At 72.6% G+C, this 14,677-nt stretch carries 13 protein-coding genes; 2 read left to right on the top strand and 11 right to left on the bottom strand.

Translation table 11 applies throughout. The annotated features are described in order from the left end of the window. Positions 1–53: 53 nt before the first annotated feature. Complete coding sequence (locus CUT44_RS07385) at positions 54–770, bottom strand: dienelactone hydrolase family protein (protein WP_408646723.1); 717 nt, start codon at positions 768–770, stop codon at positions 54–56. Between the two features lie 26 nt (positions 771–796). Here CUT44_RS07385 and CUT44_RS07390 point away from each other — a divergent pair, with 26 nt between their 5' ends. Next, positions 797–1,969: a mechanosensitive ion channel family protein gene (locus CUT44_RS07390; protein ID WP_100201352.1), complete on the top strand. Its 1,173-nt coding sequence runs from the start codon at positions 797–799 to the stop codon at positions 1,967–1,969. Between the two features lie 79 nt (positions 1,970–2,048). Here the strand turns inward: CUT44_RS07390 and CUT44_RS07395 are convergent, their stop codons facing one another. From CUT44_RS07395 to CUT44_RS07405, 3 genes are all read right to left on the bottom strand, one after another. Further along, complete coding sequence (locus CUT44_RS07395) at positions 2,049–2,990, bottom strand: RluA family pseudouridine synthase (protein WP_100201353.1); 942 nt, start codon at positions 2,988–2,990, stop codon at positions 2,049–2,051. Between the two features lie 76 nt (positions 2,991–3,066). Then, positions 3,067–3,645, bottom strand: a complete 579-nt coding sequence (gene lspA / locus CUT44_RS07400; protein ID WP_100201354.1) for a signal peptidase II — start codon at positions 3,643–3,645, stop codon at positions 3,067–3,069. 82 nt (positions 3,646–3,727) lie between these two features. Further along, on the bottom strand, positions 3,728–4,396 hold the full coding sequence (locus tag CUT44_RS07405) for a TraR/DksA family transcriptional regulator (RefSeq protein ID WP_100201355.1): 669 nt from the start codon (positions 4,394–4,396) through the stop codon (positions 3,728–3,730). Positions 4,397–4,901: 505 nt separating this feature from the next. On the opposite strand from CUT44_RS07405, the gene ileS reads away from it, so the two are divergent. Beyond that, positions 4,902–8,051 carry an isoleucine--tRNA ligase gene (ileS, locus tag CUT44_RS07410; protein WP_100201356.1) on the top strand — a complete coding sequence of 1,050 codons (3,150 nt, stop codon included), beginning with the start codon at positions 4,902–4,904 and terminating at the stop codon, positions 8,049–8,051. 358 nt (positions 8,052–8,409) lie between these two features. Here the strand turns inward: ileS and CUT44_RS07415 are convergent, their stop codons facing one another. The 7 genes from CUT44_RS07415 to CUT44_RS07445 form a co-directional block, all read right to left on the bottom strand. After that, a complete protein-coding gene (locus tag CUT44_RS07415) occupies positions 8,410–9,528 on the bottom strand; it encodes a DivIVA domain-containing protein (protein ID WP_100201357.1) in 1,119 nt (372 codons plus the stop codon). A 48-nt stretch (positions 9,529–9,576) separates the two neighbouring features. Next, on the bottom strand, positions 9,577–9,861 hold the full coding sequence (locus tag CUT44_RS07420; RefSeq protein WP_100201358.1) for a YggT family protein: 285 nt from the start codon (positions 9,859–9,861) through the stop codon (positions 9,577–9,579). Positions 9,862–9,929: 68 nt separating this feature from the next. Beyond that, entirely contained in the window at positions 9,930–10,577 is a 648-nt protein-coding gene (locus CUT44_RS07425) for a cell division protein SepF (protein ID WP_100201359.1), read from the bottom strand. Between the two features lie 201 nt (positions 10,578–10,778). Continuing rightward, on the bottom strand, positions 10,779–11,498 hold the full coding sequence (locus CUT44_RS07430) for a YggS family pyridoxal phosphate-dependent enzyme (protein ID WP_100201360.1): 720 nt from the start codon (positions 11,496–11,498) through the stop codon (positions 10,779–10,781). Beyond that, positions 11,495–12,265 (bottom strand): peptidoglycan editing factor PgeF, encoded by a 771-nt coding sequence (gene pgeF, locus CUT44_RS07435; RefSeq protein WP_233221280.1) that lies wholly within the window; start codon positions 12,263–12,265, stop codon positions 11,495–11,497. The genes CUT44_RS07430 and pgeF overlap by 4 nt, the downstream gene beginning before the upstream one ends. A gap of 11 nt (positions 12,266–12,276) precedes the next feature. Next, positions 12,277–13,524: a cell division protein FtsZ gene (ftsZ, locus tag CUT44_RS07440; RefSeq protein WP_100201361.1), complete on the bottom strand. Its 1,248-nt coding sequence runs from the start codon at positions 13,522–13,524 to the stop codon at positions 12,277–12,279. 276 nt (positions 13,525–13,800) lie between these two features. Beyond that, entirely contained in the window at positions 13,801–14,652 is an 852-nt protein-coding gene (locus CUT44_RS07445; protein WP_100201441.1) for a cell division protein FtsQ/DivIB, read from the bottom strand. Positions 14,653–14,677: the final 25 nt, after the last annotated feature.

A 14,677-nucleotide genomic window follows, 5' to 3' on the forward strand; every position in this document is an offset into this window, starting at 1 on the left:
GGGCACGGCGGACACGGCCGCACGGCCCGCGGTTCCCCCGTCCCGCGGGCTCCTCAGCCGTCCGCCGGGTCCGGCAGGCCGGCCAGGAAGTCCAGCGCGACGCGCCAGGTCCGCTCGGCCGCCTCCTTGTCGTGGTCGGGCAGCCCGGGGTCGGTGTACAGGTGCCCGGCCCCGGGGTAGCGGTGGACCTCGACCTCCGCGCCCGCCCGCCGCATCCGCAGGTACCAGGCGTTCAGCCAGTCGTGCGGCTCGAAGGGGTCGGGGTCGGCGACATGGAGCTGTACGGGCAGCTCGTCGGCGGCCGCGTCCTCGGGGACGTCGGAGGTGCCGTGGAGGAGCAGCAGCCCGCGTGCCCTGTCGTCGGCGAGCGCCAGGTTCTGGGCGATCGCCCCGCCCATGGAGAACCCGGCGTAGACCACTCCCCGTCCGGAGAGCGGCGCGGCGGCGGTCACGGCCCGCCGCAGCAGCTCGTCGCGGCCGATCTCCTCCCTGACCCGCATGCTCTCCTCGACCGTGTCGAGCTGTCGCGGCGGGTTGTGACCGCCGTACAGGTCCGGGGTGTGCACCTCGTGCCCGGCCTCCCGCAGCAGCCCGGCCGCGGCCTGCACGGCGGGGCGCGGCCCGAAGGCGGAGTGGAACATCACAATGACGGCCAAGGTGTCACTTCCTTCGCTGGTCACAGCCGTGGCCCGGACCCGGGTGCCGGGCCCGGGGCGGGAACGACCCCATGGTGCCAGGTACGGTCGGGGGAGCCCTTCTTCCGTTCCCAGGAGTTCCCCCGAGGAGTCACCCGACCATGGAGAACGTGCTGCGGCCGCTGATCGTCTTCGGCGGCGCCATCGCGCTGGCCCTCGTCGTCGGATGGGTCGTGGACCGCGCGCTGCGGCGCCTGGACGCCCGGCACCCGGAGACCCCGATGTGGGGCCTGCTGCGCAGCGGCCGGTGGCCGCTCCAGGCCGTGGTCTTCGTCGGCCTGCTCAACGGCTTCTCCGAGCAGACGCAGCTGGGCAGGGACCACCAGAAGACCGTCGACCTGTGGCTCAACCTGATCCTGATCGGGGCCACCGCCTGGTTGGTGCTGCGGATCGTCACCGCGGTGGTGGAGACGGCCTACTCCCGCTACGCCGGGATCGCCCACGACGCGGCGCGGGTGCGGCGGGTGCGCACCCAGCTGACCCTGATCAGGCGGATGGCGACGGCGGTGGTCACGGTGATCGCCGGTGCGGCGATGCTGCTGCAGTTCCCCGCGCTGGAGAAGCTGGGCGCCTCCATGCTGGCCTCGGCCGGTGTGCTGGGCATCGTCGTCGGTATCGCCGCCCAGTCCACCCTGGGCAATCTCTTCGCCGGGCTGCAGATCGCCTTCGGCGACATGGTCCGCATCGGCGACACGGTGATCGTGGACGGCGAGTGGGGCACGGTCGAGGAGATCACCATCTCGTACCTCGTCGTGCGCACCTGGGACGAGCGCCGGATCACCATGCCGGTGTCGTACTTCACCAACAAGCCGTTCGAGAACTGGTCCCGCGGCGGCGCGCAGATGACCGGCACGGTCTACCTCCACCTCGATCACTCCGCCCCGATCGCCGAGATCCGCGCGAAGACGGAGGAGCTCGTGCGGGCCAGTGACGTGTGGGACGGCCGCAACTGGAGCCTGGTGGTCTACGACACCACCCCCACCACGATCGTGGTCCGCGCGGTGATGACGGCGCGCAACGCCGACGACATCTGGACACTGCGGTGCGAGGTCCGCGAGGGGCTCGTCACCTGGCTCCACCGGGAGCACCCCTACGCCCTTCCCCGCGTCACGACCGCGCCCGCGGCGCCGGAACCGGGCCGGGACGGCGGGGCGGCGGCCGGCCGGACGCCGGAGGAGGCCGCGGAGCGGCCCGGGACCGACGGCACCGGGGGGACGGCCGGGAAGGACGGGACGGGCCGGGCGAACGTCCCCGGTGCCCGCAGGGCGACCTGAGCGGGGCCCGTGCCGTGGCCGCCGGGTGGCCGGGGCCGTGCCCGGCCACGGCACGGGCCCCGCTCCCGCGTCAGCCCCGCTACGCGCTCTCGGCCCGGATCCGGTCCAGGGCCGTGCGCAGGTCGTCCGGGTAGTCGCTGGTGAACTCCACCCGGCGGCCGTCCGCCGGGTGCTCGAAGCCGAGCCGGACCGCGTGCAGCCACTGCCGGGTCAGGCCGAGCCGCTTCGCCATCGTCGGGTCGGCGCCGTAGGTGGTGTCGCCGACGCAGGGATGCCGGTGGGCGGCCATGTGGACGCGGATCTGGTGGGTGCGGCCGGTCTCCAGTTTGATGTCGAGCAGGCTGGCGGCCCGGAACGCCTCGACCAGGTCGTAGTGGGTGACCGACGGCTTGCCGTCGGCGGTGACGGCCCACTTGTAGTCGTGGACGGGATGCCGGCCGATGGGGGCGTCGATCGTGCCGCTCAGCGGGTCGGGGTGGCCCTGGACGAGCGCGTGGTAGCGCTTGTCCACCGTGCGCTCCCGGAACTGCTGCTTGAGCAGGGTGTAGGCGCGCTCGGACTTGGCGACCGCCATCAGCCCGGAGGTGCCCACGTCCAGCCGGTGCACGATGCCCTGCCGCTCCGCGGCGCCCGAGGTGGAGACGCGGAAGCCCGCCGCGGCGAGTCCGCCGATCACGGTGGGACCGCTCCAGCCGGGGCTGGGGTGGGCGGCCACCCCGACCGGTTTGTCGACCACCACCAGGTCGGCGTCGTCGTGCACGATCCGCATGCCCGCCACGGGCTCGGCCACGACCCGCACCGGCACGGGCGGCGCGGGCATCTCGACCTCGATCCAGGCTCCGCCGCGCACCCGCTCCGACTTCCCGGCCTCCGCTCCGTCGAGCCGGACCTTCCCCGCGGCGGCCAGTTCGGCGGCCTTGGTGCGGGAGAAGCCGAACATCCTGGCCAGGGCGGCGTCGACGCGCTCGCCCTCCAGGCCGTCGGGTACGGGCAGGGTGCGGATCTCGGGAAGCAGGTTCACCCGGTCGAGTATGCCGGAAGTGCGGTGTGCCCCCGCCCGGCGGGCGGGGGCACACGGCGGGCCGGCCGGTGGCCGGTCAGTCCCGGTGGACGGTGCCGTCCGGGTCCAGCCCCCGGAAGGACAGGAACACGATCAGCACACCGCCGCAGACGATCGCCGAGTCGGCGAGGTTGAAGACGGCGAAGTGCGCGGGCGCGATGAAGTCCACGACATGTCCCTGGAAGACCCCCGGCGCCCGGAAGATCCGGTCGGTGAGGTTGCCCAGGGCCCCGCCCAGCAGCAGTCCGAGCGCGAGGGCCCACGGTGCGCTGTACAGCCTGCGGGAGATCCGTACGATCACCACGATCACGGCCGCCGCGATGACCGTGAAGACGACGGTGAGGGCCTCGCCGATACCGAAGGCGGCACCCGGGTTGCGCACCGCCTGGAACCGCAGCCAGGTGCCGATCACCTCGATCGGATCGTGTCCCTCCAGCCTCTCCACCACGATGACCTTGGTGATCAGGTCCAGGGCGTACGCGACGGCCGCCACGATGGCGAGCTCCACGATCCGCCGGCGGCGGCCGGACGCGGGCCGCCCGGGACCCCCGGCGCCGTCCTCGGCTCCGGGGGTCCCGGCGCCGCCGGTGCCGTCCACGGACTCGCCCTCGGTCATGGCCTCTGCCTGGCCGGGCTTCCCGCCCGCCCGTTCCACCTCTGTCACGTGATGCAGGGTACGTCACACCCGCCCGGGGCCGTCAGCGGCGTTCCTGCCGCTGCTTGCACTCCACACAGAGCGTGGCCCGGGGGAAGGCCTGCATCCGCGCCTTGCCGATCGGCTCCCCGCAGTTCTCGCAGTCGCCGTACGTCCCGGCCACCAGCCGGTCCATGGCGCGCTCGGTCTGGTAGAGCATCTCGCGGGCGTTCTCCGCCAGGGACATCTCGTGTTCACGGGTGATGTTCTTGGTGCCCGTGTCGGCCTGGTCGTCCCCGGCGGCGTCGGCCGAGTCGCGCATCAGATCCTCGAGGGCCTCCTCGGCGGTGTGGATCTCGGCGCGCAGCCGCTCGGCCTCCCCGGCCAGCGCGGCGCGCGCCTCCTCCACCTCGTCCGGGGTCCAGGCCTCCTCCCCCGGCCGTACGGCCAGCTCGCCGGGGGCGGCGGGGGCCGCCGCCGTCCGTGCCGGGGGGACCGAGGTGGCTGTCCCGGCGGCCTGTGTCTCCGTCGTGCTCTTCTTGGCAACCACCGTCTTGGCTCCTGTCTTCTTCCCGGCCGCTTTCCCGGCCGCCTCTTCCGTGGCCTTCTCCGCGGCCCTGCCCGCGGTCTTCCCCGCGGCCCCGCCCGCGACGGTGCCGCCCGCGCCGCCGGCGCCCATGGCGGGTTCCCGTACGGCCCCGCTCCTCCTCGCCGGGGTCTCCCTCACCACCATGACCGCTCTCCCTCACATATTGTGATCTTGCTCGCGGACAGTGACGCGAACGATAAATCGGCATCATTCACCCGGCAACGGGACGCGCCGGTCCGCCCGGGCCTCCTCCGAGGAACTTCCGGCAGGCCCGTATCCCTGCGAAGCGTTGTGCCCCGCCCCGCCGCCCGAAAACCGGTCCGCCCGCCCCCGGGAGCACCCTTACACTGGGCGGAGCGAAAGGCGTGGATGGGGACGAGTAGCGTTCCGTGAGCGGCCATGAGCGACCCGGGGACGGTGTGAGCCCGGGGGCGAGCGCGGCGTGAAGATCACCCCGGAGCCGCCGGAAGAAAGCCTCCCGGACGGGCGGCGAGTAGAACCGGCAGCGCGGCACCAATGAGTGGGCGGCAGGAGGCGTGCACGGCGCGTCCGCCGTCAAGGAGGGTGGTACCGCGGGTACCGGCGCCGACAGGCGGACGGTCTCGTCCCTCCGGCGGAAGTCACGACGTCCGTTGGAGGAAGCCCGCTCATGAGCCAGCAGTCCCCGCCCCAGTACCGTCCGGTGCCCGCCCAGGTGGACCTCCCCGCCCTGGAGCGCGCCGTGCTGGACTTCTGGCGCGAGAACAAGACCTTCGCCCGCAGCCTGGAGCAGTCCGAGGGCCGCCCCGAGTGGGTGTTCTACGAGGGGCCGCCCACCGCCAACGGCATGCCCGGCGCCCACCACATCGAGGCCCGCGTCTTCAAGGACGTCTTCCCGCGCTTCCGCACCATGCGCGGGTACCACGTGGCCCGCAAGGCCGGCTGGGACTGCCACGGGCTGCCGGTGGAGCTGGCGGTGGAGAAGGAGCTGGGCTTCTCCGGCAAGCAGGACATCGAGGACTACGGCATCGCGGAGTTCAACGCCAGGTGCCGCGAGTCGGTGACCCGGCACACCGACGCCTTCGCCGAGCTGACCACCCGGATGGGCTACTGGGTCGACCTGGACGAGGCCTACCGGACGATGGACCCGCAGTACGTCGAGTCCGTGTGGTGGTCGCTGAAGCAGATCTTCGGCAAGGGCCTGCTCGTCCAGGACCACCGGGTGGCGCCCTGGTGCCCGCGCTGCGGCACCGGCCTGTCCGACCACGAACTGGCGCAGGGCTACGAGACCGTCGTCGACCCCTCGGTCTTCGTCCGCTTCCCGCTCACCTCCGGCCCGCTGGCCGGCGAGGCAGCGCTGCTGGTGTGGACGACCACCCCCTGGACGCTGGTGTCCAACACCGCGGTCGCCGCCCATCCCGAGGTCACCTACGTGGTGGCCACCGACGGCACCGAGAAACTGGTGGTGGCCGAACCGCTGCTGGCCAAGGCGCTGGGTGAGGGCTGGAGCGCGACGGGGCAGAGCTTCACCGGCCGGGAGATGGAGCGCTGGGCCTACCGGCGCCCGTTCGACCTGGTGGAGATCGAAGGGGCGCACTTCGTCCTCAACGCCGGGTACGTCACCACCGAGGACGGCACCGGCCTGGTCCACCAGTCCCCGGCCTTCGGCGAGGACGACCTGCTCACCTGCCGTGCCTACGGGCTGCCGGTGGTCAACCCCGTCCGGCCCGACGGCACCTTCGAGGAGGGAGTGGGCCTGGTCGGCGGGCAGTTCTTCAAGAAGGCCGACGAGGCGCTGGTCGCCGACCTCGACGCGCGCGGTCTGCTCTTCCGCCATGTGCCGTACGAGCACAGCTACCCGCACTGCTGGCGCTGCCACACCGCGCTGCTCTACTACGCGCAGCCGTCCTGGTACATCCGCACCACCGCCGTCAAGGACGAACTGCTGCGGGAGAACGAGCGGACCAACTGGTTCCCGGAGTCGGTCAAGCACGGCCGCTACGGCGACTGGCTGAACAACAACATCGACTGGGCGCTGTCCCGCAACCGCTACTGGGGCACGCCGCTGCCGATCTGGCGGTGTGCGGAGGACCACCTCACCTGCGTGGGCTCGCTGACGGAGCTGTCCGAGCTCACCGGCACCGACCAGTCCGGCCTGGACCCGCACCGGCCGTACATCGACGCCGTCACCTTCACCTGCCCCGCCGAGGGCTGCTCCCGTCGGGCCGTCCGCGTCCCGGAGGTCATCGACGCCTGGTACGACTCGGGCTCGATGCCCTTCGCCCAGTGGGGCTACCCGTACCGCAACAAGGAGCTGTTCGAGAAGCGCTACCCGGCGCAGTTCATCTCCGAGGCCATCGACCAGACCCGCGGCTGGTTCTACACGCTGATGGCGGTCGGCACGCTCGTCTTCGACCGCTCCTCCTACGAGAACGTGGTCTGCCTGGGCCACATCCTCGCCGAGGACGGCCGGAAGATGTCCAAGCACCTGGGCAACATCCTGGAGCCGATCCCGCTGATGGAGCGGCACGGCGCGGACGCGGTGCGCTGGTTCATGGCGGCGGGCGGCTCGCCGTGGAGCGCGCGGCGCGTCGGGCACGGCACGATCCAGGAGGTCGTCCGCAAGACCCTGCTGACCTACTGGAACACCGTCGCCTTCCAGGCGCTGTACGCCCGCACCTCCGCCTGGGCGCCCTCCCAGGCCGACCCGGCTCCCGCCGAGCGGCCGCTGCTGGACCGCTGGCTGCTGAGCGAACTGCACGCCCTGACCGACCTGTGCACCCAGGCCATGGAGGCGTACGACACCCAGCGCGCCGGCAAGCTGCTGTCCACCTTCGTGGACGACCTGTCCAACTGGTACGTGCGCCGTTCCCGGCGCCGCTTCTGGCAGGGCGACGCGGCGGCGCTGCGCACGCTGCACGACGTGCTGGAGACCGTCACCCGGCTGATGGCGCCGCTGGTGCCGTTCATCACCGAACGGGTCTGGCAGGACCTGGTCGTGCCCGTCACGCCCGGCGCGCCGGACTCGGTCCACCTGGCCACCTGGCCCGAGGCCGACCTGTCGGCCGTCGACCCGGACCTGTCCCGCGACATGCTGCTGGTGCGGCGGCTGGTGGAGCTGGGCCGGGCCACACGCGCCGAGTCGGGGGTCAAGACCCGGCAGCCGCTGTCGCGGGCACTGCTCGCGGCGCAGGGCTTCGAACTGCTCAGCGACGAACTGCGGTCCCAGATCGCCGAGGAGCTGAACGTCACCTCGCTCGCCTCCCTGGCGGAGGTCGGCGGCTCCCTGGTGGACACCACGGCGAAGGCCAACTTCCGCGCCCTGGGCCGCCGGTTCGGCAAGCGCACCCAGGAGGTCGCCAGGGCCATCGCCGCCGCGGACGCCACCGCGCTCTCGGCGGCGCTGCGCGCGGGCACGGCGGCGGTGGAGATCGACGGCGAGACGATCGCGCTGTCGCCGGAGGAGGTCATCATCACCGAGACCCCGCGTGAGGGCTGGTCGGTGGCCTCCGACACGGGCGCCACGGTCGCCCTCGACCTGGAGATCACCCCGGAACTGCGCCGGGCCGGCCTGGCCCGGGACGTGATCCGGCTGGTCCAGGAGGCACGCAAGAACAGCGGGCTGGACGTGGCCGACCGGATCGTCCTGCGCTGGCGCTCGGACGACCCGGAGGTCACCCGGGCGCTGAACGACCACCAGGCCCTGGTCTCCGACGAGGTCCTGGCGGTGGACTACGCGGAGGGCGAGGGGGACGGCTCCTTCGGCGAGCCCTTCGAGGACGAGGCGCTGTCCCTGGTCTTCCGGCTCCGCCGGGCGTAGGGGCCGCCGGGGCCGCGCGCGGCTCCCGGCTGTTCCGGGCCGCCGCCGGGTGGCCCGGAACAGCCGGGAGCCGGCCGGGTCGGCGCGGTACCGGGGAGCGGAGCACCGGCCGGGCGGAGTGCCCTCCGGAGGTGCCGGGGCTGCCCCCGAACTCCCCGGAGCCGGCCGGACGGTGGCCGCCGCCGTACGGGCACCGCCCGGCATCCCCGGTGGCCGGACCTGCCGGGCAGGCCCGTAGTACCACCACGCCGACGGGCCGGGCCCGGGACCACACGGTCCCGGGCCCGGCCCGTCGTGATATGCCGATCCGTCCGTCACCCGCGGCGGGCACCTCGGTCCCCGCCGCCGGTTCAGCCGGTCAGTTGTCGTCCTCGTCGATGAGGAAGCCCCGCATCGGTGACGGTGCCTGCTGCATCGGCTGAGGGCCCTGCGGCCTGACCGGCGCCATCGGCTGGGTCATGGCCGGGGACATCTGCTGCTGCCCGCCGTACGTCTGACCGCCGCCCTGGTTGTGGCCACCGTGGCCACCGCCGTGACCGCCCGGACCGCCCATCGACTGGCCGCCCTGGTTGTGACCGCCCATCTGCTGGTGTCCGCCCATCCCGCCGCCGGCCGGGGCCATCGAGGGGGACGGCGGCAGCGAGGCCGCCGCCGGGGTGCGCGGCGGGGCCAGCGAGTCGTCGGCCTGGCTCTCCAGCTGGCGCAACTGGCTCTCCAGGTAGGACTTCAGCCGTGTGCGGTACTCGCGCTCGAAGCCGCGCAGATCCTCGACCTTGCGCTCCAGCGTGGCGCGGGCGGACTCCAGGGAGCCCATCGCGACGCGGTGCTTCTCCTGCGCGTCCCGCTCCAGGGCGTCGGCCTTGGAACGGGCGTCCCGCTCCAGGCCCTCGGCGCGGCTGCGCGCCTCACCGACGATCTTGTTGGCCTCGGAACGGGCCTCCGCGATCGCCTGGTCGGCGGTCTGCTGCGCCAGCGACAGCACACGGGCCGCGCTGTCACCACCCGGGCCACCGGGACCGCCCGGACCACCGGGACCGCCGTGGCCGCCCGGACCGCCCATGGGGCCGCCGTGACCCATCGGACCGCCGTGCCCCATCGGACCGGGACCGTGCGGGCCCTGCGGCCCGGGCCCGCCGGGACCTGCCGGCAGCTGCGGTGCACCGCCGGGCAGCTGGGGCGGACCGCCCATCTGCCCCGGCGGGACCGGCTGCGGTCCTGATATGGCGGCGGGCACGGGCGCGCCGGGCCTCTCCTGGTGCTCCGGCGGCTTCCGCATGCCCTGTTGCTGCTGGCTCTGCGCGGCGGCCCGGGTCGCCGCGGCGAGCTTGGCGCGCAGGTCCTCGTTCTCCCGGAGCAGCCGGGTCAGTTCGGCCTCGACCTCGTCGAGGAAGGCGTCGACCTCGTCCTCGTCGTAGCCCTCGCGGAGTCGGACGGTCGTGAACTGCTTGTTCCGCACGTCCTCGGGGGTCAGCGGCATCTCTCCACCTCAACGTAAGTCATCGGCATATCGGCAGGACCGTATCGCTCACAGCCCGGCCACGACACTGATCAGGATGTAGACGATGATCATCAGTACGAAGAAGGACAAATCAAGCGCCACACCCCCGAAGCGCAACGGCGGTATGAACCGCCGCAGCAGCTTGAGTGGCGGATCAGTGACAGTGTAGGTGGCCTCCAGGACGACCACCATCGCCTTGCCGGGCTGCCATGAGCGGGCGAACATGAAGACGTAGTCCATCACCAGGCGGAAGATCAGTACGACCAGGAAGCATTGCAGCGCAATGAGGATCACCTGCTGTGCGACTCCCATCGTGCGCTTCCCTCTCCCCTTGCTCCGTGTCCGGCCCGTGGGCCGGCGTACTGCGGTGTGGTCCGATCTCAGCTCTGGTTGAAGAACCCGCCCTCTGCGATGCGGGCCTTGTCCTCCGCCGTGACATCGACGTTAGCAGGCGACAGCAGGAATACTTTCTGTGTCACCCGCTCGATACTCCCATGGAGGCCGAAGACCAGACCGGCGGCGAAGTCGACGAGACGCTTCGCGTCCGTGTCGTCCATCTCGGTCAGGTTCATGATCACGGGAGTGCCCTCGCGGAAGTGTTCCCCGATAGTACGGGCTTCGTTGTACGTCCGGGGGTGCAGTGTGGTGATCCGGTAGGGCTCCCGCTCGGACACGACCTTGGGCATGATCACCGGCGCGTTCTTCTCCAGGCTCTGGCGTTCGGGTGTGATGGACGACACGGGGGCGATCCTCCCGGACCGCCCGCTGTCGGGGACGGCCGCGGGAATCTGCTCACGCTCCCGGCGGGCCGGAGGACGGACGACGCGCACCGGCTCCTCGGGCTCCGGCTCCTCCTCGGCCTTGGCCGCGGGGGCGTCCACGGGCTGGTGCGGCTGATGCCGTCGCCGGTCCCGCTCGGGCTCCGGCTCGGGCTCGAACTCGTCGTCGGGGTCGAACCCCGGGCCGTCGTACCCATCGTCCTCCACGAGGCCGAGGTAGACCGCCATCTTGCGCATCGCGCCGGCCATTCTCTGCGTCCTCCGCTCTGTGGTGGTTCCCCTGCCCGCGGGCGGGGGAGGCCCCTTCCCTGCCCCCGGCACCTCCGGCAGGAGGCCCCAGGGCCCCGCCCCCGGTGGTCCCGGTGGTCCCGGTGGCCCTGGATCCACACGGCCATCCCCTTCAGGCGGAATGACCATATTTTCTGTTGTGCTCCGACTCCTTCGGCGACGTTACCGGAGCCCGGGTCGGACTCCGAGTACCGCGCTGCCGATACGCACATGTGTCGCACCTGCCGCCACCGCTTCCTCCAGGTCCGCGCTCATTCCCGCGGAGACCATGGTGGCAGCAGGATGGCGGGCCCGTAGCCGGGTTGAGATTTCCGCCAGCCGCTCGAAGGCCGCCTCCGGCCGCCCGGCGTACGGCCCGGACAGGGGTGCGACCGTCATCACACCGGCCGGCCACAGCCCCGGCGCGGCGGCCAGCGCGTCGGCCAACTCCCCCACCTCGCCGGGCGCGGCACCGCCGCGTTCCCCCGCCGCACCCGACTCCCGGTCGAGCGCCACCTGGACGAGGCAGCCGATCCGCCGCCCGGCCCGTTCGGCCGCCGAGGACAGCGCGCCGACCAGTCTGAGCCGGTCGACCGAGTGCACGAAGTCGGCGTAACGGGCGACCGAGCGGACCTTGTTGGTCTGCAACTGCCCCACGAAGTGCCAGGTGAGGGCGAGATCGGCACAGGACGCCGCCTTGTGGGCCGCCTCCTGGTCGCGGTTCTCCGCCACCTGCCGCACCCCGAGTCCGGCCAGCAGCCGGACGTCCTCGGCGGGGTAGGTCTTCGTGACCACGATCAGGGTCACGTCCTTCGGTTCGCGCCCCGCGGTGACACAAGCGCGGGTGATGCGCTCCTCCACCCGGGCGAGACGGCCGGCCAGTTCGGCCCTGCGGTCGCTCACACCCCACGCTCCCCGTCCGCCGCACCGGTGCCGTCCGCGCCGGCCAGCCAGACATAGCTCGCCAGCCGGCCGGTGGTCCTCTCCCGGCGGTAGGAGTAGTGGTCGTCCGACTCCAGCGTGCACACCCGGGACCGCGGCGGTTCGGGGACACCGAGCCGGACGAGCTGGGCACGCACGCCCGCGGCGACATCGACCGCCGGGGTGCCCCGGGAGGTGGTGGCGTACGCCTCGGGCACCACCGCCGCGACCTCCTCCCGCATCCGCTCCGGCACCTCGTAGCAACGCCCGCACACCGAGGGGCCGATGCGTACGACGGTGCGCGCCGGGTCGGCGCCCAGGTCGGTCATCGCCGCCACCACCGCCGGCACCACCCCGGCGACCAGGCCGGGCCGTCCGGCGTGCGCGGCGCCCGCGACCGAAGCGACCGGGTCGGCCAGGAGGACGGGTACGCAGTCGGCGGTGAGCACCGCGAGAGCGAGGGACCGGCGGGTGGTCACCACCGCGTCCGCCTCCGGCGCGGCGCCGGTGCTCCACGGCCCGGTGACGACGGCCACCTCGCGGCCGTGCACCTGGTTCATCCAGACCACCGCGGCCGGGTCGAGGCCGAGCGCCTTCGCCGCCAGCTCCCGGTTGGTCCGCACCGCGCCCGGGTCGTCCCCGACCGCGCCGCCGAGATTGAGTTCGCCGTACGGAGCGGCGCTCACCCCGCCCCACCGGTCGGTGAAGGCGAAGTGCGCGCCGCTTATGAGGTCGTGCTGTCGTATCACGCCCGTGGCGCCTACTTGAGGAAGTCCGGCACGTCGAGCTCCTCGGCCTGCCCGTCCTGGTACGGACGGGCCGGAGGCACCTGGGGAGTCACGGACGGGCCGCTGTCGGAGGACGGTGTGCCGTAGGGGGACGGGGAGTCGGCCAGCGGGGCCACCGGAGGCTTCTCCTCCTCCTCCCGCGGGGTGACCGAGCCGAGTCCGCCGAAGGACGGGCGGTCGGGCTCGGCGGGCACCGGGCGCGGTCCCGCGGCGGGCTCCTCCTTGCCGCCGCTGTAGGAACCGAGCACCTTGTCGCGGTTCTTCGACGGCGGCTGCCCGCCGTCGAAGCCCGCCGCGATGACGGTGACCCGGACCTCGTCCCCGAGCGCGTCGTCGATGACCGCGCCGAAGATGATGTTCGCCTCGGGGTGTGCCGCCTCGCTCACCAGCTGGGCGGCCTCGTTGATCTCGAACAGGCCGAGGTCGGAGCCGCCGGAGATGGACAGCAGCACACCGCGGGCGCCGTCGATGGACGCCTCCAGCAGCGGCGAGGAGATCGCCATCTCGGCGGCGGCCACCGCACGGTCGTCGCCGCGCGCCGAGCCGATGCCCATGAGCGCCGAGCCCGCCTCCGACATCACGGACTTGACGTCCGCGAAGTCCAGGTTGATCAGACCGGGCGTGGTGATGAGGTCGGTGATGCCCTGCACACCGGACAGCAGCACCTGGTCCGCGGACTTGAACGCGTCGAGCACACTGACCTGGCGGTCCGAGATGGACAGCAGCCGGTCGTTGGGGATGACGATGAGGGTGTCGACCTCGTCGCGCAGGGCCGCGATGCCGTCCTCGGCCTGGTTGGCCCGGCGGCGGCCCTCGAAGGTGAACGGGCGGGTGACGACGCCGATGGTGAGGGCGCCGAGGGAACGCGCGATGCCCGCGACGACGGGCGCGCCTCCGGTACCGGTGCCACCGCCCTCGCCCGCCGTGACGAAGACCATGTCGGCCCCCTTGAGGACCTCCTCGATCTCCTCCCGGTGGTCCTCGGCGGCCTTACGGCCGACATCGGGGTTGGCGCCGGCTCCGAGGCCGCGGGTGAGCTCACGGCCGACGTCGAGCTTGACGTCGGCGTCGCTCATCAGCAGGGCCTGTGCGTCGGTGTTGATCGCGATGAACTCGACGCCCTTGAGACCGACCTCGATCATCCGGTTGATGGCGTTGACGCCACCGCCGCCGATGCCGACGACCTTGATGACTGCGAGGTAGTTCTGCGGTGCTGCCACGTCGAAGGCCTCTCGCCTCGAGTTATGTGTCGCCGCTCCACAAGGGCTGCGGTGCGACGGCCTATGCCGAGTGGGACGGTCCGGACGCCGACCCGAACCCTAACGTTGAAGTTCAGGGTTACCAGTGTCTGTCGTTCCTCGGATTCTCCGGAATGGACACTAGGTCGACAAGCCGTGCGCGTTCAACGAACACGCCGAACCTCCCGTTTTTCTTCTCACCCTATGTGATCAGGTATCGGGGTAGCCAACCAGGGTGCTGGCCCGCCTGTACCCCCGTCAACTCCCCGACACCGCCGGAGCGCCGGGGACCCGCACGTCGAACCTGTCGGCCCCCTCGGCCGCTTTCATCAGCAAAGTGAGCGATTCGGCCTTCCTGGCGCCGTGCTCGGCGCTCCCCCACAGCACCGTGCGTCCATCCGTCAGCTCCAGGGTGATGGAGTCGAACGAGCGGACCCGCACGGTGCGGGTGTCCCGGCGCACCCCGCCGGGAAGGGCCGTGACGGCCTCCGCCGCCTCCCGGCGCATCCGCCCGGGACCGAACCGGTGCCGGCTCGGGGAGTCGCCGAGGTCCAGTACGAGCAGGGGGACGCCGGCGGGCCGTTCGGCGGCCGTGCCGAACGGTACGCCCTCCTCGTCCACCTCCACGTACTTCCCGTCACCTTCGGTTTTTTCGGCGTTCCCGGCGTTCCCGGTGTTCTCGGCGTTCCGCACCATGACGAGCACCGCTCTGCGCTCGGTGACCGTCAGCTCCACGCCGTGCGGCCAGGACCGCGACACCTCCACGGACCGGATCCGGGGCAGCCTCTCCAGCAGCCGCCGCTCCACCGCGCCGGGATCGACCGAGACCAGCGGCTCGCCCAGCGGCACGTCGGCCGCGTCGAGCACCTGCCGCCGGGTCAGGACCCGCTCCCCGCCGACCGTGACCTCCTCCACCCGCAGCCACGCGGAGCCGTAGAGCAGCCACAGGGCGAGGCCGCCGAGCAGCAGAGCCGGGGCCAGGGACAGCACGAGGAGCGCCCGGCGGCGCCGGCGGGGCCCCGGCGCCGCCGGGCGCGGGCCGGGGCCCGTCCCGCCACGGCCGGGGCCCCGCCGACCGCGGCCGGCGGCCGGCGGTTCCGTCGCGGACAGTTCGGACACGCTTCCTGCTCTCCCC

The sequence above is a fragment of the Streptomyces carminius genome (assembly GCF_002794255.1).
Classification (GTDB): domain Bacteria; phylum Actinomycetota; class Actinomycetes; order Streptomycetales; family Streptomycetaceae; genus Streptomyces; species Streptomyces carminius.

Excerpts from the sequence above, each read along its gene's own strand:
- CUT44_RS07425 (WP_100201359.1), bottom strand. The coding sequence starts at position 10,577 with ATGGCCGGCGCGATGCGCAAGATGGCGGTCTACCTCGGCCTCGTGGAG.
- ileS (WP_100201356.1), top strand. The coding sequence starts at position 4,902 with ATGAGCCAGCAGTCCCCGCCCCAGTACCGTCCGGTGCCCGCCCAGGTG.
- CUT44_RS07405 (WP_100201355.1), bottom strand. The coding sequence starts at position 4,396 with ATGGTGGTGAGGGAGACCCCGGCGAGGAGGAGCGGGGCCGTACGGGAA.
- CUT44_RS07390 (WP_100201352.1), top strand. The coding sequence starts at position 797 with ATGGAGAACGTGCTGCGGCCGCTGATCGTCTTCGGCGGCGCCATCGCG.
- CUT44_RS07415 (WP_100201357.1), bottom strand. The coding sequence starts at position 9,528 with ATGCCGCTGACCCCCGAGGACGTGCGGAACAAGCAGTTCACGACCGTC.
- lspA (WP_100201354.1), bottom strand. The coding sequence starts at position 3,645 with ATGACCGAGGGCGAGTCCGTGGACGGCACCGGCGGCGCCGGGACCCCC.
- CUT44_RS07420 (WP_100201358.1), bottom strand. The coding sequence starts at position 9,861 with ATGGGAGTCGCACAGCAGGTGATCCTCATTGCGCTGCAATGCTTCCTG.